Below are 21,730 nucleotides of genomic sequence, written 5' to 3'. Positions count from 1 at the left end.
CGCACGCAGCGCTTCGTGCTAATGGCTAACAGCCAATAGCTAACAGCCAATCGCCAGCGCCTCACGCCTCGATCAGGTCGCTGCCCAGCTCCTTGAGCGCCCGCAGCACGCGGTGCTGCGCCACGCGGGCGGCGCCGAGCGTCATGCCGACGTCGTGAGCGACTTCTTCTGCGGGACGCTCGTCCAGCACGATGCGGCGGAAGACGGTGAGGCTCTTTTCGCTGAAACGACCAACAAGCTTCGAGAGCAATTGCTCGATCACGAAGCGGTTGTGTTGCTGGTCCCAGTTGATCGACAGCCGGCTGCTGTCTTGTCCCAACTGGTCGGCGATCTCGCTCAGGTCGGGACCCGAATATTCCGCCAGTCGCGTTTGCTTGCGACGCCACAGCCGGTGCATCCGGTTAGCGGTGATCCTTCGCAACCAAGTGCGGAAGGCGCCGGTGCGCCCATTGTGCTCAAACTTGCTGATCTCCTCGAAGATGGTCGCCATCACCTCTTGGCAAACATCGTCGGCGTCTTGCGGCAGCACGCCATTCGTGGTGAGCCAGCTGTGGATCAGCCGGCTGTAGATGTCATAAAACTCGTCCCATGATGCTCCAACCTGCGTTTCGCGTACGCGGTCGAGGAGCGTGATGCGAGTGGCGTGCGGCATAGTTGCGAGACGGTCGACGAGGACGAATAGGGGGGCGGCGGCGTGTTGCGTCTTACCGCCTGTCGCCCGGCCGCGTAATTGTGGCGCCAGAGGCTTGAACTGGCAAATGTTTGGCCCGAAATAGCCTTTATAGGGGTGTCGGGGGGGGGTCTGCGGAAAATACGGGAGAAGGCGTAATCTTGGCCCGGCGTGGGGTGCTCTATATGTGTGCGGAATCACCAATCGTGTCTCACAGGGCACGAGAAGCGAATGCCTGTGGGCTACTGCGCCCGCCAGGCACAAAAAACCTTGAGTCCGCCACGACAGTCTCGCCGTAAGCATGGCCGCGACGATTGATCCCGCCTGTCGCGTTTCGCCACACACCTCTGACCAGTTAACCATGGCTACCCCCCTGTCGGGGGTGGTCACAGGGAGATCCTCGTGATTCAGCAAGCCCAGTCTAATCAGTTCAATGGGCCGATGGTCTACGTCGTAGATGCCGATGAAGGCGTTCGACGCTCCACCGAGTCGCTCGTCGAGTCCTTGGGATTCGGCTGTGATGCGTACTCTTCCGGGGAACAATACCTCGAGGCATGCGAAACCTCGGGGCCGGTCGACAGGCCCGCTTGTGTGGTGTTGGGGCATCTCTTGGCGGGCAGCAACGGAATCGAGTTGCTCCGGCGCATCGGTGAAAGCCCTTGTCCTCCGCCAGTGATCGCCAGGAGCGGGTTCTTCGACTTGCCGCTAGTCGTCAGCTTCATGGAAGGGGTCGCGGTCACGGTGGTCGAAGACCCCGTATCGCCTAGCCAGTTGGGGCTTGCGATCCACGAGGCGATCGAGGCCGACCGCAAGCAGGTGGAGATGGTCACCAGGCTTGACCGCCTTCGCAACGCAGTCGCCTTGCTGAGCGAACGCGAAAAGGCCGTTATCGAGAAGATCAGCGAGGGCTTGCTCAACAGGTCGATCGCGCGAGTCTTGAAAGTCTCGGAGCGGACCATCGAAGGAGACCGGGCGAAGATTATCAAGAAACTCGGCGCGGTCTCTTCGAGCGATGCGATCGCTAAATACGCCCAGTACCGTGTGCTCAATGAGCTGATTTGGCGTAACGGCTCAGGCGCTCATGGGCTTATCTCCGGTCGCCATAAGCCGCTCAGGGCCGAGTCGAAGGATTCGGCCGACACCGCTGCCCGCTGATTGGCGTAGTCATCACTTCGCCGTACGCGGCGCGGTGACCAAGCGGCCGAACAGCTGGTGTTGCATCGCGATCGCCCGAGCTTGACGCTGGATGATCTCTTCGGGTCCCCAATCGGAACGGACCTCTTGGCAAGCGAGGGTGAGGCCGCGGGCGAGGCCCGCCGCACGACGCGCTCCGAGGGCGGCTTGCTGAACAGCACGCTTGGCGGTTTGGACTGGCATGGCGCTTCTCCTTAAGAGCATTGTAATCCGCCGGGCGACGCGATGTCGCCACAGCGCATGACCCTGGTACGCCCCACCCCATGCGGCGGTTCGGGAGAATCGCTTTGGTTGCGGGCGGATTGACGTAAGGCCCTACGGCGCTTGCGATTCCGCTCAGGCAGGGGCGTGCGAAAGAGTCGCTAACGCCGCTAGCAGGTCGGCCGTGGCGCCGGTGTCAATCGCTTCAGACGCGCGGCGGCCGGCGGCGCGGGGATCTTTTTCGAGGCCCGCAACGATCAGCGTGGCGGCGGCGTTGAGCACCACGATGTCGCGCGCCGCGCCGGGAGCGCCTTTGAGGATCTTGCGAATCACGGCCGCCGAATGCTCGGGCCCCTCGACCTCGATCCCCGCGGCCCCGCCGCGATCGACGCCGAAATCTTCGGGCGTCCAAGAGAACTCTTTCAGCTCGGCTTTTCCCGAGGCGTCGCAGCGCACATCGGATACACGCGTGCCTCCGGTGATCGTGACGTCTCCCAGCCCGTCATCACCGCTCACCACCAGCGTGTGATCGGTCCCCAGGCGGGCGATGGCGCCCGCCAGAAGGGGACGCAGCTCGGGCCGGCCGGCGCCGAGCAACTGGCGCCGCGCCCCAGCGGGATTGGCCAGCGGGCCGAGCACGTTGAAGATCGTGCGGATGCCCAGCTGCTTGCGTACCGCCCCCACGTGCCGCATGGCGGGGTGCATCAGCGGGGCGTAGCAGAAGCAGACCCCGAGTTGGTCGAGGCACGCCTCGACCTGCGGGACGGTCGCCTCGATGTTGACGCCCAGCTCGGCGAGCACGTCGGCCGAGCCGGTGCGGCTCGTGACGCTGCGGTTGCCGTGCTTGGCGACATTGGCGCCGGCGGCGGCGGCCACCAAGGCGGCGGTGGTGCTCACGTTGAACGTGGTCGAGCCGCCCCCGCCGGTGCCGCACGTGTCGACCAAGTCGGTGCGGGTGGTCCGCAGGGGGGTCATGTGGCGGCGCATCGACTCGGCGGCGCCGGCCACCTCGTCGACGGTCTCACCTTTGTGGGCCAGGGCGGTGAGCAGCATGGCGATCTGCTCATCGCTGGCGGCGCCCTCCATGAGGTGGTCGACAGCCGCCGCCATTTCCTCTTGCGAAAGGTTCTCACCTGCCGATACGCGGCCTAAAAGGGCGAGGAAATCGTGCTGGATGGGGGGCATCGGGTGCGTGTGTTCCGTACGGAGGAGTGCGGGTCGGTAGGCCCCGGCGTTGCATCCGGCCACCAAGTGCAAGATAAAAGAAGCAAGCGGGGGCGGGAAGCCGGCGGGGCGCGTCGGCTCGCCGCCCCAGCGATGGTCTCCCCAGCGCGGCTCTTTCGGGCGTTCGCCAATCGCTGGTACACGAGTTTACCGCAAGGATCAGCATGACGCGTAAAGTGATTCTCGACATCGACCCGGGCGTGGACGACGCCGTGGCGCTCTGCGTAGCGCTTGCCGACCCCCGACTGGAGGTGGTGGCCGTCACGGCCACGGGGGGCAACGTCGACGCCCGCCAGGCGACGCTCAACACGCAGGCGATTATCGAGCAAGTCGATCCGCTACGTTGGCCCCGGATCGGCGCCGCCGATCCGCAGCTCGTGCTGCGAGCCGACGCACGCGACCTGCACGGCGCCAAGGGGCTGGGGGGCGCCGAGCCCCCCACGGTGGAATTGGCGAACCGGCACCCGGCGATCAAGGTGATCGCCGAAGAGGTGCGCCAGGCGCCCAAGGAAGTGACGATCGTTTGCACCGGCCCGCTCAGCAACCTGGCGGCCGCCTTGCGCTACGAGCCGGAAGTGGTGGAGCAGATCGGCCGGGTCGTGACCCTGGGCGGCTCGGTCGCGGCAGGAGGCAACATCACACCGGCCGCCGAATTCAACGTGTTCTGCAACGCCGAAGCCGCCAAGGCGGTGTACGGATCGAGCCTCGCCAAGACGGTCGTCCCGCTCGACGTGACGCAGCGCTTCGTCGTGGACTACGACCTGATGGAGCTTCTCAAAGGGCTCGGCACCCGGACGGCGGACTTTCTCTCGCAGATCTTGCCCCCGTTTTACCGGGTGCACCGCCAGCAGTTCGGCATGGAGGGCGTTTACATGCACGACGTGGCCGCCGTGGCCATGGCGTCGCACCCGGAGTGGTTCACCACCGAGCCGATGTACGGCGACGTCGAGACCATGGGCGAGCTGACGCACGGCGCCACGGTGTTCGATCGCCGCAAGGCGCCCGGCGAGGTGCCGAACGTGGAGGTGGCGCTCGACGTGGAGCTCGAGGAGCTGCGCGGCTACCTGTACGAGACGCTTGAGCGAGCGACCTGAGAAGCGGGTAGCCGCCGCGTGAAGGCGTGGCGCGGGCGTCGGGGGGCGCCATCGATTACGATGGACGGCAGTCTTGGAGGAAAACTCGCCCCCCGAGGAGTTGAAGGCTTGGTTCGACCAACAGTTGCCCGTTGCTTGGCGTACGCCGCGTTCGCCTTGGTGCTCGCCCCGGCTGCAGACGCGCGGGCCCAGCTGCCCGCGGCTACCGGCCGGCAGATTGCGCTGAGCCAGCCCGCCTGGAAGCTCTTCGTCCCTGACGACTACCAGGACCGCGGCGGCGTGGCCGACCTGCTGGTCCACTTCCATGGCGACCCGCAGACCGTTTGGAACAACGCCGCCTACGCGCGGCTCAACGCGGTCGTGCTCACGGTCAATTACAGCGGCCTGTCGAGCGCTTACACGGGGCCCTTTACCAACCGCCGGCTGTTCGGCTCGCTGCTGGGCGAATCGCTCAACAAGCTGCGCGCCCTCGACGATTTCTCAGACAACCTCGAATGGGATCGTGTGGGGGTCTCGTCGTTCAGCGCGGGCTACGGCGCTGTGCGCGAAATCCTCAAGCAATCGGGCTATCGGGATCAGATCGACGGGGTGCTGGCGGCCGACTCGCTCTACGCCTCCACGGCGAGCGACGGCACGCCGCTCGACTCGCAGATGGCCGATTACAAGACCTACGCGACGCTCGCCCAGCAAGGCGCTAAAACACTCCTGTTCAGCCACTCCCGCGTGCTGACCCACACCTACGAGAACACCGCAGAGACCGGCGACGAGTTGCTCGCGCACCTTGGCGTGGCGGCCTCGCCGGTCGACCGCGACGGGCTCGGCGACCTGCGTTTCTACCGCGAGGCCCAAAGCGGCGGCTTCCGGTTGTGGGGCGCCGAGGGCGCCGATGGCGACGCCCACCTGGCGCACCTGCGCTACATGGGCGAGTTTCTGCGTGAGCTGCCGCTCGCCAAGGTCCCCGAGCCTTCCGCACTCATGCTCGCACTGCCGGGCCTCGCGATGGCCGCCATGAGGCGCCGCCGTCGCATCGCAGAGGTTCGCTGAGCAGCTTGGCTAAGAACTCGCCGTAGAAGTAACGAACTAAAGCGGGCGATGCGGGGGGCGCCTCAAGAGCCCCTGTCTTCCCGCTCGTCGCCGATCATGACCGTGGCCCGCACCGGCTGCCCGTCGCGGAACACGATCAGCTCGATCCGCCTGCCGATCTCGGTGAGTTTCACGAGCCCAACCAGGTGCTCGTCGTCCTCGACCCGAACGCCGTCGTAGCTGAGGATCACGTCGTCTGGCAGCAGGTGGGCGCGCTCGGCGGGCGTGCTGTGGCGCACGTTCTTGACCCGGGCGCCGGTGAGCCGGGGCAGGCCCACGGCCCGCGCCTGCTTGTCGTCGAAGTAGCCGTCGAGCTGCACGCCCAGGAAGCCGCGCCGCACCTGGCCGGTGTCGACCAATTGGCTGGCGATCCGCACCGCGACGTTGATCGGGATTGAGAAACCGATCCCCTCGTTGCCGCCGCTGCTGCTGGCGATCGCCGTGTTCAGGCCGATCACCTCGCCCCGCAAGTTGATGAGCGGCCCGCCCGAGTTGCCGGGGTTGATGGCGGCGTCGGTCTGCAGGAAGTTCTGGTACTTCACGTCGCCGTCGCCGAGGTCGAGATTGTAACGGCCCTTGGCGCTGATGATGCCCAGCGTGACGCTCTGGCTCAGCCCGAACGGGCTGCCGACCGCCAGCACGAACTCGCCGATCTCGATCGTCGAGCTGTCGCCCAGCCGGACCGCGGCGAGACTCACGCCGTCGAGCGAAACGCCGCCCAGCGATAGGACCGCGATGTCGGTGTCTTTGTCAGACCACATCTTCGTGGGGTTCACGACCTGGCCGTCGGCCAGTTGCACACGGATGTGCGGCTCGGAGGAGTGCTTGATGACGTGGCGGTTGGTGAGCACATAAGGCCGGCCGCCCAACTCCACCACCACGCCCGACCCCGCCTCTTGCAGGTCCGAGCGCACCCGGTACTCACGGAGCGGGCGGGCCTCGATGTGCACCACCGCGGGGGTGACGAGCCGCACGACGCGCTTGATGAGCCCGAGTTGTTGCTCGAGCAGTCGCGTGTCGTGGGCCAGGGCGTCGTACTCGTAGCCGCGTTGCTCGGCCGAGAGACTGGCGCCAGCGTTGCTGATCGGCATCGGCCGGCCGCTGAGGGCCGGCAGTGCGGTCGTGCCCGGCGCCCGCTGCGCCGTGGCCACCGCGGGCGCGATCCCCGCCGCGAGCCCCGCCGCCAGGCAAGCCGCCGGGCCTAGCGCCGAAAGCCACGAGGGCGTTCGGCGGCGTTGCAAGGCGTGGTGCATGAGGGGGTGGGGCTTCAAAACCGGAGCGGGCTGGGGCGAGGCGGTACAAAAAAAGGAGGGGCGCGCCTGGCGGCTCGCTCCCTCCTTAGCATAGCGTGGTGAAAGGCCCCGCATCAAAAGCCGGGGCTCTGTTTTCGGCTGCCGGAACCGATTACTGCATCTCGAAATCGTTGACCGAGACGTTTGTGTCGGTAAAGCCGGTATCGACGACTTTGCTCCAATCGTTCACACGGCGTTCTTCGAGCCGGCCCTCTTCGTCGGCCTGCTGGCAAGCGATGCACATCGTGGCGTAGGGCAGGGCGTTGAGCCGGACCACCGGGATCTTCTCGGTGCAGACCTCGCAGTGGCCGTAGGTCCCTTCGTTCATGCGCTGCAACGCGCGTTCGATGTTGCCCAACTCGCGGCTCTCGACTTCGGCGAGCTTCGAGCTGATCTCGTCTTGCGAGGCGTCCAGGGCGGCGTCGACCACGTCGCTACCGGTCTGCTCGGGCAATTGCTTGAGCAGGCTCAAGTCGCCGGCGAGCGCTTTGCGGAGCGCGTCGCGTCGGCGGACCAAGATGTCGCGCATCTTGATGATCGTGTCTTTGCGTGCCATGGGAGGGCGCCTTCGTCTTGGAGTATCCCGTCGTTTGCCCCGGGACCGGCCGCTTCCGCTGGGTCGTCGGAAGGGGGCCGTCTCGCGGCGGGGGAACTCGGTGTCTGTTCCGGAGTAGGTGTGCGGCCATCGGGGCCGCGGTATTCAAAAGAGCATTCGCCCGTCCAGCCTAAGTTATTGCTCGCACGGGGGATGCGGCCTCCACCGCCCCAAGGGACGCCAAGGCCGTCAACCGAAATATAGTACGCGGCAAAGCCCAGGGGGTTTTAGTATTCCCTAAGAATTCACAAGGATTCCCCGAAACGCCTTCCCATCCTGACGGGCTCTTGCTCCAAGAGCCCAGCCACGCCATTGCGGCGACCCGACAAGCTGTCGCCGAAGCAGTGGGGGTTTTGTGGCGCCCCGCTTTACTAACCGTCAATTTCGCTGCAACAAGTCGATTTTCTGGGCAAAGCGTCGGTTCGGAGTCCACCGCCGGCGCCCGTTTTTTGACCAGTCGTCTTTTGACCGGTCACGATCAGCGAGCTAAATCCCCCTAGTCCATTGCGCGCTAATCCTTGCACGCCCCCCCCACCGAACTAGCGCCGTCGCTTGCTACCATGAGCTGCACCCTAATTCCCTCAGCCGAGATCACGCTCCCAAGCGCCGCCGCTCGGCTGGGCCTGAAGGCCTACGACGCACAGGGCCAAGACGCCTGCGGCGCCGAGTCGCCTGTGTGGGCCCTCGACCAAGTCGTGACCATTGGCTCGGGACCGCGATGCTCGCTCCGACTGCGTGGCCCGGGTCTCAAACCGCTGCATTGCGTGGTGACCCCGACCGACCAAGGCCCGGTCGTCCGTCGCTGGGCGAGCGGAACCTTGCTCAACGGCCAATCGTTCACCGAGTCGCCGATCGCCCTGGGCGACCGCCTGTCGGTGGGCGAGATGACGGTCGAGATCATCGAACAAGAGGACCCCGATGCGAGGGAGGGGTTCGCCGAAACGGCCGAGGTGTTCGCCGAAGAGTCCCTTGCCGAGGAGCAGAATAAGGAACAGCACGAGGCAACGGCGCCCGAGAACACGGCGCACGAGAACACGGCGCACGAGGCAGCGGTAGGCGGGCAAGCCGCGCCCGACGATTCTGACGCTCTTCCTCAAGCAGACGTCGAGGCAACTTCCGTCGGTGCGAGCGAAGCGGAGCAGCCCGAAGAACCCCAGGAAGAGATCCTGGCTGAAACGCCGGTGGATGAATCGATCACCGACTGGGGCCATTGCGATTGGGGCCACAGCGATTGGTCTACGAACATCGATGCGGCTCAGCCAGTCGCTGAGCCCCCTCAGCAGCCCGACGCAAGCGTTGATCCCGCCGCTTACGAAGAGGCCGAACCGCGCGCCGAGTCGCTCCAGCTAAGCGAAGCCCCCGGCGATACCACCTTCGACGCGGCCTCCCAACCGCAGGAAGTCCGCCCTACCCGGGTGGCGGTTCCTGAGCGGCTGCTGAAGCCTTGGTCGCCAAGCAATCCTGTCGTGAGCAACGAGCTCCCAGTCGAGTCGGCGCCGATCGTCGCCACTCCGCCGGCCGCGGAATCGATCGCACCGAGCCTCGACGCGATCGCCGCGTCTGAACCGCTGGATGCAGCCACGCCGCCGGCGCCTTCGGGCGCCGAAACGCAGGCCGATGAGTCGACCGACCTGATGGAAGCCTCGGCCTGGTTTACGGCGATTCACGAATCGTTGGCGGTGGACCCGCCCATCGCTTCGCAAACCGACCCGGTGTCCTCGCAGGCGTTGGAAGACGACGAGACCGAAACCAACCAACGGAAAGCGAAGCTCGCCGACACCGACCCGCTCGAGACCGAGACCGACGACGAGCCTTCGGCCGTCGTCGCTGCGCCGCCTGTCGACGACGAGCAACAGAAACTGCTCGAAGCCCATTGGTCGGAGAGAGTCGCGACGACCCGATCCCGGGCGCGGAGCTTGGCCGCAGCGCTAAGACGCGAGCGTCAGGTTGTCGCCGACCTCACCGCCAAGCTATCGGATCACCAAATCGCCAGCGGCGAGGCGGCCGAGGCGATCGGCCTGCTCCACGATCGCTGCACGCTGCTCGAACAACAGCTGACCGCAGCACAGCAAGAAGCCGAGGACGCAGGCTGTCGGTTGGCCGACGCGCAAGCAGAGCTCGACGCCATGGCGGAAGCGATTCGCGAGCCGATCGAAACGCCGCCCGAGGCGTTGTCCGAGACCGCGGCTGCCGACGCGTTCTTGCCGAGCGAAGTCGAGCCCGCGGATACCTACGCCAGCGAGTCGAACGCAACGTCGCACGACTCCGAAGAGCAGTTCCACGCTGAAGATGCAGCCGATCAAAGCACAACCGATCAAAACGTGGCAGGTCCGAGTTCGACGCCGGAGAGCGATCCGCACTCGACCGCCGATCTGTGGGGCATGAGCCCCGAGGGATCGACGGCGCCGCAGCCCGAGGCGGATGCATCATCGGCCGATTGGCTGGCCAAACCAGTCGAAGCGGCAGAGGTTGCTCCGGAGGGAACTGCGGGGGCTGACGCCGTGGAAGTTGCTGCGGCCGATACCGAAACCGGTTTCGACGCACGGCGACCGAGTGAAGCGGTCTGGGGTGTCGCTAGCGAGACGCAAGCAGACGCGTCCGATCAGCCGCCCATCGTGCCAGAAGCTCCTGAGGTTGCTGTAACGCAAGCGGCCGAGTCGGCGCCCGCCGCAACCGAAGCCGAATCACCCGGCGAAATCGCCGACACATGGGGCGACACGAGCGATCTGTGGGGAATCGAAAAGCAAGCCGCCGCGGAGGCGTCGCCTGCCGCCACCGATTTTGCCGAGCAAGAATCCTTGCCGGCGCTCGCCCAAGAGCCAGCGCCCGCCCAAGAGCCGGAGCCGACTGGTGAGCTTGAGGCGCAGTCAAGCGATCAAACAGAGGAAACGTTCGCCCATGAGCCCGGCGGTAACCTCAGCAGCGAGCCTGCCAGCGAGCCGACTGTCGAAGCCGCGTCGAGCGATGCGCCGCACGGGAAACACTTTGCGAGCATCGCCGACGGCGAGGATCTGAGCCGCTGGCCCTCCGACAGCGAGAACGCCGTGGCCGCCGAACCGGCTCACGAAGCCCCGGTCAATGGCGCCGAGACCGATCCGTCCGAGCCTGCTATTGCTGACGAGGTTAAGGCGCCGAGTGATCCCGCCATCGAAGGGTCGACCGACGACGAGGAGCCCACCGAACCGAGCGGCGTGAGCGCAAGCTACGTTGACCCGTTCGCCGCTCCCGAAAAGCCGGCTCAAGAGGAGGACACGAAGAGCGAGCCTGAGTCGTACCTCGACCGCTACGCCCATTTGCTGCAAGAAGACGGCGAGGCGGAAGCCAGCACGCCGTCGCCGGCCGCCACACAGTTGCCGCCGCAGCCCTCTGCGGCCCTCGGGGCGGGCGCTGCGGAGCCGACCGACAAGGGAGGCGAAGACGACGAGTCGATCGACGATTACATGGCGAAGATGATGGCCCGCATCCGCGGCGAATCCGCCGCCCCGGCGCCCACCCCGGCGCCCGCTCCGGTTCGCAAGCCATCGCCATCGGAGACCAGCGCGCCCGAGGATGCCGTCGAAACGGAGCCTGTGGCCGCGGCCGAGCCGCCGGCCGTGGCGAAGGTCGAGTTCCGTGGCGGCCCGGCGCCGGAGAAGGCCGACGCCTTGGACCAACTGCGTCAGCTCGCCAACCAATCGGCCCGCAAGGCGATCACGCTCTCGGATCACAACAAGGGACGCGAGAAGGTCTCGCTGAACCTGGGGCTTGGAGGCGTGTCGATCGGATTCGGTTGCCTGCTCGCCACGATGGCGACTGAAGTTTTTTCAGCGCACATGTACGCCGCGGCGGCGCTGATCCTGATCGGCTGCGGCTGGCTGCTGAAGACGGGTCTGCGGCTGTTGGGCGGCGTGAAGCTCGCCGATTGACCCCGCGGCGCCGTACGGCCCCGGCTCAGAAGCCACGCGCCATGCGCACGTCTTCGAAGTCACGCAGGTGGTACTCGACCCCCGCGTAGTCGAGCAGCCGGCAGAGCGACCGCACGGCGACGCCCATGCCGTCGGGCCCGCTGAACCCACCGAACTGGCCGCCCCCCTTCAGGTGCGGCTCGAGATCGATGAACACGCCCGGGATGCCGCGCCGCTTGAGCTTCTTTTCCAGCCGCGGCAGCAGGTCCTTCAGGTCGCGGAATATCAGGTCGTGGGCCGAGTCGCCCCGGTCGGCGGGCACAAAGTGCTTGAGCTTCTCCTCGTCCACGTGGTCGCTGCGCGACAGGTCGGGGTCGCGGAAGTCCTTCACGTGCATCCAGCCGAGGCTCGGCTTCATCGCCAGGTACTGCTCGTAGCACTCGGTGGTGCTGTAGCCCTGGCTGACGATGTTGCCGCCGTCGAAGATCGTGACCATCGCCGGGTGATTGACCTTCTTGTGCAGCTCGGCCATCAGCTGGCCGGTGCGGCCCACGAGGTTCGCCTCAACCTCCAGGCCGAAGGTCAGGTCGCTGCGGTGGCAGACTTCGGCGATCTGGCCCAAGGCGTCGGCCGCCTGCTCGAGGTACTCGCTCGGGTCGGCGCCCTTGGGCGGGTAGAACGAGAACCCGCGGATCAGCTTCGTCTCGAGCGCGTGGGCCATGTCGCAGGCGCGCTGCACGTCTTTGGTCAGGTACTTCTTGAGCGGCACGTACTTGTTGTTGGTGCCGTCCTCCTCTTTCACCAGCTTCACCTTGCCGATCGGCGAGCCGATCGACGCGACGTTCATGCCGTACTCGTCCTCCAGGTGACGCAGCTTGGCGACCTCGCGTTTGGTGAGGTCCATGACGTTCTTCACGCCGTCGCCCAGGTCGATGAACCGCAGGCTGTAATACTGCAAGCCGATGGCCGAGAGGGCGGCGAACTGCTCGACCGCGAGCTTGCTGTTGGCCGCTTCGTCGCCGAAGGCGGAGAGGATTACGCGCGGTGTGGACATGAAAAAAAGGGGGCTAGGAGTTAGGGGCTAGTGAGACGCCGGCTCACATCGTCGAGGCGTGCACGGCGGTCACGGTCTCCGTGATGCCGCCGCGGGCGTGGAAGGCGATCTCCACCTTCATCCATTGCGGCTTGGTGACGGCGGCCAGGTCGTCGAGGATCGTGTTCGTGATGTGCTCGTAGAAGATCCCCCGCGTGCGGTACGCCTGCAGGTAGAACTTCAGGCTCTTGAGCTCAACGCACTTCTTCACGGGCGTGTAGGTGATGGTCACCACGCCGAAGTCGGGCTGGCCCGTCTTGGGGCAGAGCGACGTGAACTCCGGCTGCACGATCTCGATCTTGTACTCGCGATCGGGGAACTCGTTGTCGAACGTCTCGAGCAGGTCGCGCGGCGAGGAATTGTCGGCGGTCATCGGCAGTGGGAGCTGTGGGGGTCGGTTGCTGTTTCCGCCCGCATTCTGGCATCATGCTTAGGCAGGGGATAGGGGCGAGGATTCAGAGGACAGGACCGACCGGCGAACGCACACGCCGCAAAGAACGATATGCCAGAGAATTCGCAAAACGCGGTCTTGCTCCTCTCGGGCGGGCTCGATTCGGCCACCGTGGCGGCGATCGCCCGCAGCGAGGGCTACCGCCTGCACGCCCTCAGCGTCGACTACGGCCAGCGGCACCGCTTCGAGCTCGACGCGGCTCGCCGCGTCGCCGAGGCCGCCAGCGTGGCCGAGCACCGCACGGTGGAGGTCGGCATGGGAGCGTTTGGCGGCAGCGCCCTCACCAGCGATCTCGCCGTGCCTCAGGACCGCTCAGACGACGAGATGGCCGGCGGCGTGCCGATCACCTACGTGCCCGCCCGCAACACGGTGATGCTCTCGCTCGCCCTTGGCTACGCCGAGGTCGTGGGCGCCCGCGACCTGTTCCTCGGCGTCAACGCCGTCGACTACAGCGGCTACCCCGACTGCCGTCCCGAGTTCGTCGAGGCGTTCGAGCGGCTGGCGAACCTGGCCACGAAGGCGGGCGTCGATTCTTCCGAAGGACGCGGCGGCGCGCCCTTCCGTGTGCACGCCCCGCTGATCAAGATGACCAAGGCCCAGATCGTCCGCCGCGGCGTGGAACTGGGCGTCGACTACGGCCTGACGCACACCTGCTACAGCCCGGGCGCGACGGGCACGGCCTGCGGCCGCTGCGACGCCTGCCAGTTAAGATTGAAGGGCTTCAAAGAAGCGGGCGTCGAAGACCCGATCGAGTACCAGAGGGGTTAGGGTCTAGGATCAAGGGACTAGGGAAAGGCCCTAGTCAAAGATTCATCGTCAGCAAACCTTCCCCTAGCCCCTAGCCCCTAGCCCCTAGCCCCTAGCCCCTAGCCCCTAGCCGCTCCCATCCGCATCGCTGAGATCTACAAATCGATCCAAGGCGAAGGCCTACGCACCGGCGAGGCGAGCGTGTTCGTGCGCGCCAGCGGGTGCAACCTGCGGTGCTGGTTCTGCGACACGCCGCACGCCTCGTGGGCGCCCGAGGGCAAGGACCTCTCGGTGGACGAGATCGCCGCCGAGGTCGAGGAGTGGGACTGCCGCGACGTGGTCGTCACCGGCGGCGAGCCGATGCTCTTCGCCGAGCTGATCCCGCTCGTCGACCGCCTGCGCGCGGCGGGCCGCGTGGTGACGATCGAGACCGCCGGCACGCTGCACCTCGACGTGGCGTGCGACCTGATGTCGATCAGCCCCAAGCTCGCCGGCTCGACCCCGCCCGTCGAAGAGCACCCCCACTGGGCCCGCCGCCACGAGCGGAGCCGTCTGCGGGTCGACGTGCTGCGGCGACTCATCCGCGAGCACGCGGGCGCCTACCAGCTGAAATTTGTGGTCGACGAGGCGGAGGAACTCGGCGAGGTCGAAGAGCTGCTCGCCCTGATTGCCGCCGCCGGCGGCCCCGCGATCGACCCCGAGCGCGTGCTGCTGATGCCTCAGGGCGTGGAGCCCGGAGAGCTCGAGCGACGCGCCGAGTGGCTGCGCCCGGCGTGCGCGGAGCGGGGCTACAAGTACTGCCCGCGGATGCAGATCGAGTGGTTCGGCGCCGCCCGCGGCACGTAATCAATCGCTTCTGCCGCTCAAACTTATTGCCCTTCGTTCGTGAGGTGGCGCCAGTAGCCGGCCGGGTTGTCCAAGATCCCCTTTGTCAGCCGATAGTGGGATGTTTCTTCGAGCGAGACCTTCTTTAAAGCGGCTACGTCGAAGGAGACGATCGTCGCCCCAGGGAAGGTCAGTAGTATCGGTGAGTGGGTCGCGATGATAAATTGTGTCTCGCCCGTTTCAACAAGCTCGTGCATCAGCAACAACAACGCGAGCTGCCGCTGCGGCGACAAGGCGACTTCGGGCTCATCGAACAGAAAGAGCCCAGACTTCACACGTTCCTTGAGCACGGAGAGAAACGCCTCGCCGTGGGATTGCTTGTGCAGCGACTTGCCGCCGTAGCGCCCATAGGCATCGCCCGCAAAGCCGGGGTCAGCATTGCGTTGATCCAAGAGCGAGGCGAAGTGGGCCAAGAACTCGGCGCGGAGGAAGTAGCCATCGCGAGGCCTCTCTCGAAAGGAAGGCCTTAGTGCGGGAGCCAACTTGCTCTGGTGCTCAGGGGCGAACGCCTGATCCACCTCGTTCCTACTTCCACCACTGGCGGGTAACTCGGCCAGGGCGGCGATGGCTTCGAGGAGCGTCGACTTACCACTGCCGTTTTCTCCCACGAAAAACGTTACGGGTGACTCAAATTCAAGTTCGAGACCTACAACGAACGGTATGTCGAACGGGTGGGCCTTGAATTTAGGCGTCCGTTCGGCGACGGCACTGACTCGTTGCAGGAACCGTGCGGTCATTCTGCTGCGTCGCCGATAGGCGTGCTTTCGGCCGGCTCTGCAGCGGTCGCCGCGGCCTGCTTGGGCGGCGCCCCCCTGGGGGCGAACACCAGCACCATCGCCGATCCGGCGATCACGAGCATCAGGCCGGCGAAGAAGATCGCCATCCGAAACGGCGAGGTCTGCGACATCGCGTCGGTGCCGAGGATCGAGGCGAAAGTGGTCACCACCGGCGCCCCGCCGAACACGAGCGGCATCACGTAGACCGGCTTGCCGCCGAAGTTGAACGCCATGATGATCCCCAGCGCGCCGATCGCGCCGGCGGCGCCGGCGGCCAGGCTCCAGAACGTGCCGCTGAGGTTGTACTCGCTCGCCTCGACCGTCACGACGCTGAGCAGCAGGTTGGGCACCAGCACCGCGATCGCAAAATAAGAGAGTCCCACACAGAGCAGCGGCCGCAGGCGGCTCCCCTTCATCGCCGATTGGCCGTGGTGCAGCGAGGGGCCGTACGAACCCCAGCAGCAGACGACCATCGCGATCGACAAGATCTGGAAGACGACGCTGCTGCCAACCACGGCGGCTTGCTTCGCGTCGGAGGCGATCTCGTCGGCCACGCTGTCGTGCTGCTCCTCGCCTAGGGCGTCGACTTCCGCCGTCACCGGCGGGTGCGGGGGATGGGCCGTCGGCTTGAAGGTGAGCACCGTCACGGCGCCGAGCACCACCATCACGAGGCCGGCCAAGAACACCGGGCCGATCTCTTTCATCTTCCGCGCCATGTAGATCGTGATGAACGAGTTCACCACCGGCGCCCCGCCGAAGACCAGCGGCATGACCACCTCGGGCCGGCCGCCGAAGGTGAACGCCAGCACGATGCCCAATGCGCCGAGGGCGCCCAGCACACCGGCGAGCAGGCTCATCGTCGCCCCGCTGACGGTCCACGCCCCCTTCTCGCCCTTGGTTGCGAGGAGCACGGCCGGCACGAGCACGCCGATCAGGAAGTACGACATGCCGACACAGACGAAAGGTCGCCAGCGGGCGAAGGCCCCGTCCACCAGCGACATGTCGTGCTGCCCGATGTGCAGCGTCGGGCCGTACAGGCCCCAGGCGATGATCGTGACGCCGAACGAGGCGATGACAAAAAGGATGTTTTTCATAAAGAGAGTGTCCGGTGGGCGGTCGCGGGGCGGCTCTCACTGTAGTCCAGCCGCAGGCGAGCCGTAAGCGTCGGAGTTCGAAGCGTTCGTAGACCTAGCGGCTGATTGCGGGGCAAAGCGGCGCCGATCGGGCCGCTCCAGGACGGCCTAGGTCGATACGATTCCGCAACCCATATCTCGCACGATCACCAATCCTAATCGCCACGCAACGCCGGTGTGATCGGCGCACGCAGGGCGGCGGCGCTCGCCAGGTAGCCGGTGACCGTGCCCGTCAGCAGCACCGCCCCCATGAGGCCCAGAATCGATCGCCACGGCAACGAGGCGCCTTGGGACAGCGCCACCGGCGCGAGGGCGACCGCCGCGGCGAGCGACCCGGCCACGAGCCCGAGAAAAAGCACCTGGACGTTCTCCGAACGCACCATCCACTGCAGCTTACCCGTGGTGAAGCCGGCCGAGCGCATCAGGGCCAGTTCGCCGCGGCGCTCGCTCAAGTTGCGCATCTGGGCCACGGCTAATCCTACGGCGCCAAGGACCAGACCCAAGCCGCCAAGCGATTGGAACGTGGCGAGGTAGGTGTTTTGCACCGCCAGGAAGCCGGCCAGCCGCTCGCGTGCGGGCTCGGCGTCGAGGCCGTTGTCGCTCAGCCGGTCCTCGAGCAAGTCGGCGAGCTCGCCGACCACTCGGTCATCGGCCGAGTCCCGGGATTCGATCAGGAAAAACCGCGAGCCGGCGGTCTCGGGGAACAAGTCGAGAAAGTTCTTCTCGCCCAGCAGCAGGTCGCCCTGCAGCATGCTGTTCTTGAGCAATCCCACCACGCGCAGTGTGACCGGTTGGTCGGCGGCGTCGCGGATGGTGAGCGTCGAGCCGACCCCTCCGTAGAGCTTCAGGCCGTACATCGCGGTGTTGAAGTCGAGCGCCACGGGGTAGGCGCCTTCGGCGTCGGGGCCCGCCTCGAGCAAATCCCACGGGTTCTGCCCATCGGGCGCCGCGCTGTCGGCCCACACGAACCCGCCGCGCTCGACCAACGCGGGGGGCGCTCCGAGCACTCGCGGCTGGGTCGTTTGGTAGAGGTTCAAACAGCTGGCGTCTTCGCCGTCGTGAACACGCAAGGGGAAGACGCGAAACCGCTCGATCAGCGCCTCGTCTTTGGTGCTGAAGCCGAGCTCGAGCCGCCCCTCCGGCGAGCCGAGGTCAAAGTGGACCGGGGCCGCCGCCTCGGCGACGAGCTCAAAGCCGCCCGTTCCCTCGTCGGTCGGGGGGAGGTGGAACGCGCCGGTCGCCAGGATCATGAAGCTCGCCGCCGCCGTCAGCGCGAGCGAGAGCGTCGTGCGGCCCGGGTTGCGCGAGATGTTGCGCAGAACGAGGTGGCGCATGCCGAAGGCGGCGGGGGTTGGGCCCCGGCGCCCGAGCAGGGCGTGGATCGACCACACGACGGCGGCCAGCAGCAGGGCGCCGCTGCCGAAGAAGGCGCCCGCCTGCGCCTCGCCACGGAGCCCGGCGCCCGCCACGCCGCAGGCGATCGCACCCGCCAGGAGCACGAGCCGCAGCCACAGGCCGCGGCGTGTCGCGTGACGGGTCGGCGCCGTCGCGCCGGGGCTCTGCCCGGCGAGCAACGCCCGCGGCGGAGCCGCCACGACCTTGCCCAGCGTGCGGCGGATCGTGAGCCACGCGATCGCGACTCCCGCCACCAGGCCGATCGCCAGCGACCGCGGCGTGGCGTGCAGTTCGAGGAACGGCGTGACGACCGCGTCGATCCACACCGTGCGTAGCCCGTACAGCATCAGCCACGCGTAGCCGACACCCGCCGCGACGCCCACCGCCGAGCCGATGGCCGCCACCACCAAAGCCTCGCGCAGCAGCAAGTGACGCGTCGTGCTCTCCTGGAAACCGATCGCCGCGAGCAGACCGACTTCGCGGGCGCGCGAGTCGATCGCCAGCCGGAACAGGAGCGTGATCAGCATCACGGCCGAGGCGATCAGGAACATGCTGAACAACAGGAACAGCACGTCGAACGGCGTGGCGCCGCTCGCGGCGGCGAGGCCTTGCCGCTTGACCGGCGTCGGCGTGAGGCCGAGGTCCTTCGGGTTGATCGCCGCGCGGAGCCGCTCGCCGGCCGCCGTGGCTGGCTCGTCGCTCGCCACACGCAGCAGGCTGTCGGTTCCCCAACGCGTGGTCCAGAGCCGCTCGGCCAGCGCGTGCGACAGGAACGCCTTGGGCGTGGTCGAGTGGTCGTCCCAGTAGTCCTCGTCTTGTGTGCGGATCGTTTCGACGAGCTCGAACGGCAAGTCCCAGTCGTTGATCGATGCGGCGTCGGTCACGCCCTCCAGCCGGGGCGTGAGCCGCGGGTCGGCCGCGGCTGTGGGCTCGCCTTCGGCGTCCGTGAGTCCGACGATTGCTGAGAGGGTCAGTGTGACCGGCTCGGCCTCGACGAGTTCGCCGTGCGTGCTCTCGGGCCGGTAATAGCGGATCGTCACTCGGTCGCCGATCGCGGCGCCGAGGTCGTCGGCCGTCCAGCGGTTGATCGCGACTTGGTCGTCGGCCAGCACGATCGGCTCGCCGTCGTCTCCCAGCAGGGGACCGATCCCCGCGACCGAATCGACACCCGCAACCGTGGAGTAGGGCGTGCTGCGATCGCCCACCAGGATTGAGTTGGCCAGGTACGTGACCACCGGCTGCGGCTCGCTGTCGGCGAAGACCGTGCGGGCGGCGTCGACAACCGCCTCCGGCAGCACGAGTTGGTTCGATTCGAGCTGCAACAACCCCGCCCGCGGCGTGTCGACCGAGAGGCCGTAGTCGGCGAGTTGCGGCTTCAGGTTTTGCTCGAGCCACACGGTCGCCGGTTGATCGGTCGGTTCTTCGGCGGCGATGAGCAGGGCGTTCGCCTTGCCTTGCTGATCGAGCAGCTCCTGGAGCCGCTCGAGCGGTAGGAACACGGTGCGCGGCGCGAGCTGCGTGGGGGCGAGCGAGAACCGCGCGATCCCCTCGGCGGCGATGATCCCGTCGATCGCCATGCGTCGGCCGACCGTGGTGTCGGTCTTCTCGCCCAACGGGCTGTCGGCCGGCAGCGCTTCGACTGTGGGCAATCGCAGCATGATCTCGTCGCCCGCCGCGGCGCCGAGCTCCTCGGCCACGGCCGGTGTGAGGCGAACACCTTGGCCACGCTGCTCATCACCGCGGGGGTCGAACGCCCAGAATCGCTCGTCGCAGCCAACGATCTGCACGTCATTCGCCCGACGTGTCTGGCCGTCTTGGCGGCTGGTGAGCGAGGCCTGCAGCAAGAGCACCGGGGCGGCGCCATCGAAGCGTGCGTCGAAACCCTCGGTCGCCACGAGCTCGTCAGCGAGCGCCGCACGGAACGGTTGGCGGGCCACAACGGCGTGGTCGACGCGGCCGAGGCGCTGAAGAGTCAAATCGCGCAGGCTGCCGCGGACCGAGTCGCCCACCACGAGCGCCCCGGTGAGCACCGCCGCGGCCGTGGCCACGCCGAGCGCCACCGCCGTGTTGGAACGGCGGAACTGCCACAGGCTGCGAAGGGCGTATCGCCAGGGTGTCATGCAGAGGGGCGAGGAGTCAGGGAGTAGGGGGCAGGGAAGGGGGGCACGCCATCGTAGCGCGCGGGGGTCGCCCCACGCAACGAACCTCGGCGTGGCGTATGGGGCGGCGAGGCGTTCGATAGCCAAGCCGATAAAAAAAGCCACCCGACGCATCGCGTCGGGTGGCTTGAGCGTCAATCACGCGCCGGCGGAAACGAAGGGTCGCCTATTCCTCCGACTCTTCCTCTTCTTCGCTGTCCTTGTCGCAATCGCAAGAGTCGCTGCCGGGGCAGGCGATGGGGGAGAACTCACTCTCCTCTTCCTCTTCTTCGCTGTCCTTGTCGCAATCGCAGGAGTCGCTGCCGGGGCAAGCGATAGGAGAGAACTCGCTCTCCTCCTCTTCTTCGTCTTCGCTGTCTTTGTCGCAGGTGCAACCCTCACCGCCGTCGCAGAGGACCGGCTCGAAAGTCGCGCCCTGGGCCAGGGTGGGCGATGCCATCAGACCGAACAGAGCAATGCAGAGAGCCGTCAGCAGGTTCAATGATTTCATAGGTCGTCTCCGTGTGCGGGAAAGCGGGAAAAGGGGGCTGTAAGTATTCAGTGGCGCCGTGGCGACGGATCGCCACGCGGCTGAGATCCTTCGATCTCACCATCCAAAGCATATTACACCTGAATGGCATGCTAGTGAGTCGGCCAAGAAAGGCAAATACGGTTGCGAGTGGGAGAACTCACGATGAGCCGATCGGAGGGACCTCGTAGCGTGTGATGCCCAACAATCGAGTAAAAAAAGCGGCTTCCCGGCCACAAGCGCCGGGAAGCCGCAGCGGGTTGCGCCAACCGCTAGCGGTTGGCAACAGAGGTTACGAGCACTGGCATTCGGAACACGAGCACTGGCCGTCGTCGCAGCCGGCGCAGGCGCCCTGTTCGCAGCACGAGCAGCTCTCGCACTTGCAGTCGTCGCCACAGCAGCCGCAGTCGCTCGTCGCGGAGCAACACGCGGCGGCGTCCGCCGTGCAGGTCTCGCCACAGGCGCAGCCCTCGCAAGAGCACGTGTCGCCGCAGCAATCGTCGCCCTCGCAAGCGCAGGTCTCGCAGACGCAGCTCTCACCGCAGCAGCAGGCCGCGGTTTCGGCCGACGTAGGCGACAAGCCGAAAACCGCGGCGCCGAACGACAGCACGGCGAGCAATCCAAGAATTTTCATCGCAGTAGTCTCCTGACTAAAGACGGGTCGCCAAAGAAAAGCGACACCTTGAGTGTGGGGTATGAGATGAGCGCGCAACGCTCCCCTCAAATGATCCACACACACAAGTCCGTCTGTCGGGAGAGCGGCGCAGCGTGGCCGTCGGCCGGGGGGCAAAGAATCGCGCCTTGGAGCGACGCGATGGGCAGCAGCCAGTCGGGCGTCATCGGCGTGAAGCCGGCGAGCAATTCGCTTGCCGAAGGCGCCGCTGGCGCCGGCGCAAGAGGCGTGTGGGTCGCGTCGCTTGCGTTGGAGCAGCCGCAACTGTCGCAGCCGCAGTCTTGCGACCCGCAGCCCTGGGGGGCATGGGGCATTGGGGCTGCTTTACAGCAGCCGCGTTTGGCGGGCTTCGACGCGCAGCAAGACGGGGTCTTAGCGTCGGAGCAGCAGGACCGCGCTGCGGGCGTTGCCGATGACTCGGCGCCACATCCCTCGCATGCGCAGGCGTACAGAGGCAACGCCGGCGTCGCCAGGGCGACGGCGAGCAGCAGTCTCGTCAGGATGCGGAGCGGGGATTTCATAGCGAATGCGCGGAAGGACCTTATTTAGAAGTATACGGCTCCGGCGCCCCAAAAGTGCGAAGATATTTGGCAAGAGCCGCATGCCAACGGCCTGCGGCCGCCGGATGCGCACAAACGGCCCGCCATCTCCAGCGACCGTAGATCGCCGGCTA

The 21,730-nt window shown here is 66.6% G+C and carries 19 protein-coding genes; 6 read left to right on the top strand and 13 right to left on the bottom strand.

Annotated features, from left to right (window positions below; all coding sequences use genetic code 11):
- Nucleotides 1–61 precede the first annotated feature (61 nt).
- Complete coding sequence (locus tag Mal64_RS19900; protein WP_197525768.1) at nt 62–652, bottom strand: sigma-70 family RNA polymerase sigma factor; 591 nt, start codon at nt 650–652, stop codon at nt 62–64.
- Nucleotides 653–1,072: 420 nt separating this feature from the next.
- Between Mal64_RS19900 and Mal64_RS14040 the strand changes: the two genes are divergently transcribed.
- The gene (locus Mal64_RS14040; RefSeq protein WP_146401324.1) at nt 1,073–1,825 is read left to right on the top strand and encodes a response regulator transcription factor; all 753 of its coding nucleotides are present in this window, start codon (nt 1,073–1,075) and stop codon (nt 1,823–1,825) included.
- 12 nt (nt 1,826–1,837) lie between these two features.
- Here Mal64_RS14040 and Mal64_RS14035 read toward each other — a convergent pair whose 3' ends face one another.
- Together Mal64_RS14035 and trpD are read right to left on the bottom strand one after the other, a co-directional pair.
- Nucleotides 1,838–2,047, bottom strand: coding sequence for a hypothetical protein (locus Mal64_RS14035; RefSeq protein WP_146401322.1), 210 nt, complete (start codon nt 2,045–2,047; stop codon nt 1,838–1,840).
- Nucleotides 2,048–2,200: 153 nt separating this feature from the next.
- Nucleotides 2,201–3,250, bottom strand: coding sequence for an anthranilate phosphoribosyltransferase (gene trpD, locus Mal64_RS14030; protein ID WP_146401320.1), 1,050 nt, complete (start codon nt 3,248–3,250; stop codon nt 2,201–2,203).
- A 203-nt stretch (nt 3,251–3,453) separates the two neighbouring features.
- Here trpD and Mal64_RS14025 point away from each other — a divergent pair, with 203 nt between their 5' ends.
- Nucleotides 3,454–4,383 carry a nucleoside hydrolase gene (locus Mal64_RS14025; protein WP_146401318.1) on the top strand — a complete coding sequence of 310 codons (930 nt, stop codon included), beginning with the start codon at nt 3,454–3,456 and terminating at the stop codon, nt 4,381–4,383.
- A gap of 108 nt (nt 4,384–4,491) precedes the next feature.
- On the top strand, nt 4,492–5,427 hold the full coding sequence (locus Mal64_RS14020; protein ID WP_146401316.1) for a PEP-CTERM sorting domain-containing protein: 936 nt from the start codon (nt 4,492–4,494) through the stop codon (nt 5,425–5,427).
- 62 nt (nt 5,428–5,489) lie between these two features.
- Here Mal64_RS14020 and Mal64_RS14015 read toward each other — a convergent pair whose 3' ends face one another.
- Together Mal64_RS14015 and Mal64_RS14010 are read right to left on the bottom strand one after the other, a co-directional pair.
- Nucleotides 5,490–6,719: a S1C family serine protease gene (locus Mal64_RS14015; protein WP_146401314.1), complete on the bottom strand. Its 1,230-nt coding sequence runs from the start codon at nt 6,717–6,719 to the stop codon at nt 5,490–5,492.
- Between the two features lie 151 nt (nt 6,720–6,870).
- Nucleotides 6,871–7,314, bottom strand: coding sequence for a TraR/DksA family transcriptional regulator (locus Mal64_RS14010; protein WP_146401312.1), 444 nt, complete (start codon nt 7,312–7,314; stop codon nt 6,871–6,873).
- A 599-nt stretch (nt 7,315–7,913) separates the two neighbouring features.
- Between Mal64_RS14010 and Mal64_RS14005 the strand changes: the two genes are divergently transcribed.
- Nucleotides 7,914–11,258 (top strand): FHA domain-containing protein, encoded by a 3,345-nt coding sequence (locus tag Mal64_RS14005; protein WP_146401310.1) that lies wholly within the window; start codon nt 7,914–7,916, stop codon nt 11,256–11,258.
- 25 nt (nt 11,259–11,283) lie between these two features.
- Here the strand turns inward: Mal64_RS14005 and Mal64_RS14000 are convergent, their stop codons facing one another.
- Both Mal64_RS14000 and queF read right to left on the bottom strand, forming a co-directional pair.
- On the bottom strand, nt 11,284–12,291 hold the full coding sequence (locus Mal64_RS14000; protein ID WP_146401308.1) for a sugar phosphate isomerase/epimerase family protein: 1,008 nt from the start codon (nt 12,289–12,291) through the stop codon (nt 11,284–11,286).
- A gap of 43 nt (nt 12,292–12,334) precedes the next feature.
- Entirely contained in the window at nt 12,335–12,703 is a 369-nt protein-coding gene (gene queF, locus Mal64_RS13995; RefSeq protein ID WP_146401305.1) for a preQ(1) synthase, read from the bottom strand.
- Between the two features lie 129 nt (nt 12,704–12,832).
- Here queF and queC point away from each other — a divergent pair, with 129 nt between their 5' ends.
- Nucleotides 12,833–13,549 carry a 7-cyano-7-deazaguanine synthase QueC gene (gene queC / locus Mal64_RS13990; RefSeq protein WP_146401303.1) on the top strand — a complete coding sequence of 239 codons (717 nt, stop codon included), beginning with the start codon at nt 12,833–12,835 and terminating at the stop codon, nt 13,547–13,549.
- A gap of 117 nt (nt 13,550–13,666) precedes the next feature.
- Nucleotides 13,667–14,374 (top strand): 7-carboxy-7-deazaguanine synthase QueE, encoded by a 708-nt coding sequence (locus Mal64_RS13985; RefSeq protein WP_146401301.1) that lies wholly within the window; start codon nt 13,667–13,669, stop codon nt 14,372–14,374.
- 23 nt (nt 14,375–14,397) lie between these two features.
- Here the strand turns inward: Mal64_RS13985 and Mal64_RS13980 are convergent, their stop codons facing one another.
- The 6 genes from Mal64_RS13980 to Mal64_RS13955 form a co-directional block, all read right to left on the bottom strand.
- Nucleotides 14,398–15,150 carry an AAA family ATPase gene (locus Mal64_RS13980; RefSeq protein WP_146401300.1) on the bottom strand — a complete coding sequence of 251 codons (753 nt, stop codon included), beginning with the start codon at nt 15,148–15,150 and terminating at the stop codon, nt 14,398–14,400.
- Complete coding sequence (locus tag Mal64_RS13975; protein WP_146401298.1) at nt 15,147–16,283, bottom strand: hypothetical protein; 1,137 nt, start codon at nt 16,281–16,283, stop codon at nt 15,147–15,149. The genes Mal64_RS13980 and Mal64_RS13975 overlap by 4 nt, the downstream gene beginning before the upstream one ends.
- A gap of 194 nt (nt 16,284–16,477) precedes the next feature.
- Complete coding sequence (locus tag Mal64_RS13970) at nt 16,478–19,837, bottom strand: ABC transporter permease (protein ID WP_197525767.1); 3,360 nt, start codon at nt 19,835–19,837, stop codon at nt 16,478–16,480.
- A gap of 205 nt (nt 19,838–20,042) precedes the next feature.
- Nucleotides 20,043–20,366 (bottom strand): hypothetical protein, encoded by a 324-nt coding sequence (locus Mal64_RS13965; RefSeq protein WP_146401294.1) that lies wholly within the window; start codon nt 20,364–20,366, stop codon nt 20,043–20,045.
- Nucleotides 20,367–20,676: 310 nt separating this feature from the next.
- A complete protein-coding gene (locus Mal64_RS13960) occupies nt 20,677–21,018 on the bottom strand; it encodes a hypothetical protein (protein WP_146401292.1) in 342 nt (113 codons plus the stop codon).
- A gap of 86 nt (nt 21,019–21,104) precedes the next feature.
- Nucleotides 21,105–21,371: a hypothetical protein gene (locus tag Mal64_RS13955; protein ID WP_146401290.1), complete on the bottom strand. Its 267-nt coding sequence runs from the start codon at nt 21,369–21,371 to the stop codon at nt 21,105–21,107.
- Nucleotides 21,372–21,730: the final 359 nt, after the last annotated feature.

Origin of the sequence: Pseudobythopirellula maris (assembly GCF_007859945.1) — a bacterium.
GTDB lineage: Bacteria > Planctomycetota > Planctomycetia > Pirellulales > Lacipirellulaceae > Pseudobythopirellula > Pseudobythopirellula maris.
This window is presented reverse-complemented; position numbering and strand designations above follow the sequence as displayed.

Bases quoted from the DNA above. Each gene is read 5' to 3' on its own strand.
- Mal64_RS19900 (WP_197525768.1), bottom strand. From the start codon at position 652: ATGCCGCACGCCACTCGCATCACGCTCCTCGACCGCGTACGCGAAACG.
- Mal64_RS14035 (WP_146401322.1), bottom strand. From the start codon at position 2,047: ATGCCAGTCCAAACCGCCAAGCGTGCTGTTCAGCAAGCCGCCCTCGGA.
- trpD (WP_146401320.1), bottom strand. From the start codon at position 3,250: ATGCCCCCCATCCAGCACGATTTCCTCGCCCTTTTAGGCCGCGTATCG.
- Mal64_RS14025 (WP_146401318.1), top strand. From the start codon at position 3,454: ATGACGCGTAAAGTGATTCTCGACATCGACCCGGGCGTGGACGACGCC.
- Mal64_RS14015 (WP_146401314.1), bottom strand. From the start codon at position 6,719: ATGCACCACGCCTTGCAACGCCGCCGAACGCCCTCGTGGCTTTCGGCG.
- Mal64_RS14010 (WP_146401312.1), bottom strand. From the start codon at position 7,314: ATGGCACGCAAAGACACGATCATCAAGATGCGCGACATCTTGGTCCGC.
- Mal64_RS14005 (WP_146401310.1), top strand. From the start codon at position 7,914: ATGAGCTGCACCCTAATTCCCTCAGCCGAGATCACGCTCCCAAGCGCC.
- Mal64_RS14000 (WP_146401308.1), bottom strand. From the start codon at position 12,291: ATGTCCACACCGCGCGTAATCCTCTCCGCCTTCGGCGACGAAGCGGCC.
- queF (WP_146401305.1), bottom strand. From the start codon at position 12,703: ATGACCGCCGACAATTCCTCGCCGCGCGACCTGCTCGAGACGTTCGAC.
- queC (WP_146401303.1), top strand. From the start codon at position 12,833: ATGCCAGAGAATTCGCAAAACGCGGTCTTGCTCCTCTCGGGCGGGCTC.
- Mal64_RS13980 (WP_146401300.1), bottom strand. From the start codon at position 15,150: ATGACCGCACGGTTCCTGCAACGAGTCAGTGCCGTCGCCGAACGGACG.
- Mal64_RS13975 (WP_146401298.1), bottom strand. From the start codon at position 16,283: ATGAAAAACATCCTTTTTGTCATCGCCTCGTTCGGCGTCACGATCATC.
- Mal64_RS13970 (WP_197525767.1), bottom strand. From the start codon at position 19,837: ATGACACCCTGGCGATACGCCCTTCGCAGCCTGTGGCAGTTCCGCCGT.
- Mal64_RS13965 (WP_146401294.1), bottom strand. From the start codon at position 20,366: ATGAAATCATTGAACCTGCTGACGGCTCTCTGCATTGCTCTGTTCGGT.
- Mal64_RS13960 (WP_146401292.1), bottom strand. From the start codon at position 21,018: ATGAAAATTCTTGGATTGCTCGCCGTGCTGTCGTTCGGCGCCGCGGTT.
- Mal64_RS13955 (WP_146401290.1), bottom strand. From the start codon at position 21,371: ATGCCCCATGCCCCCCAGGGCTGCGGGTCGCAAGACTGCGGCTGCGAC.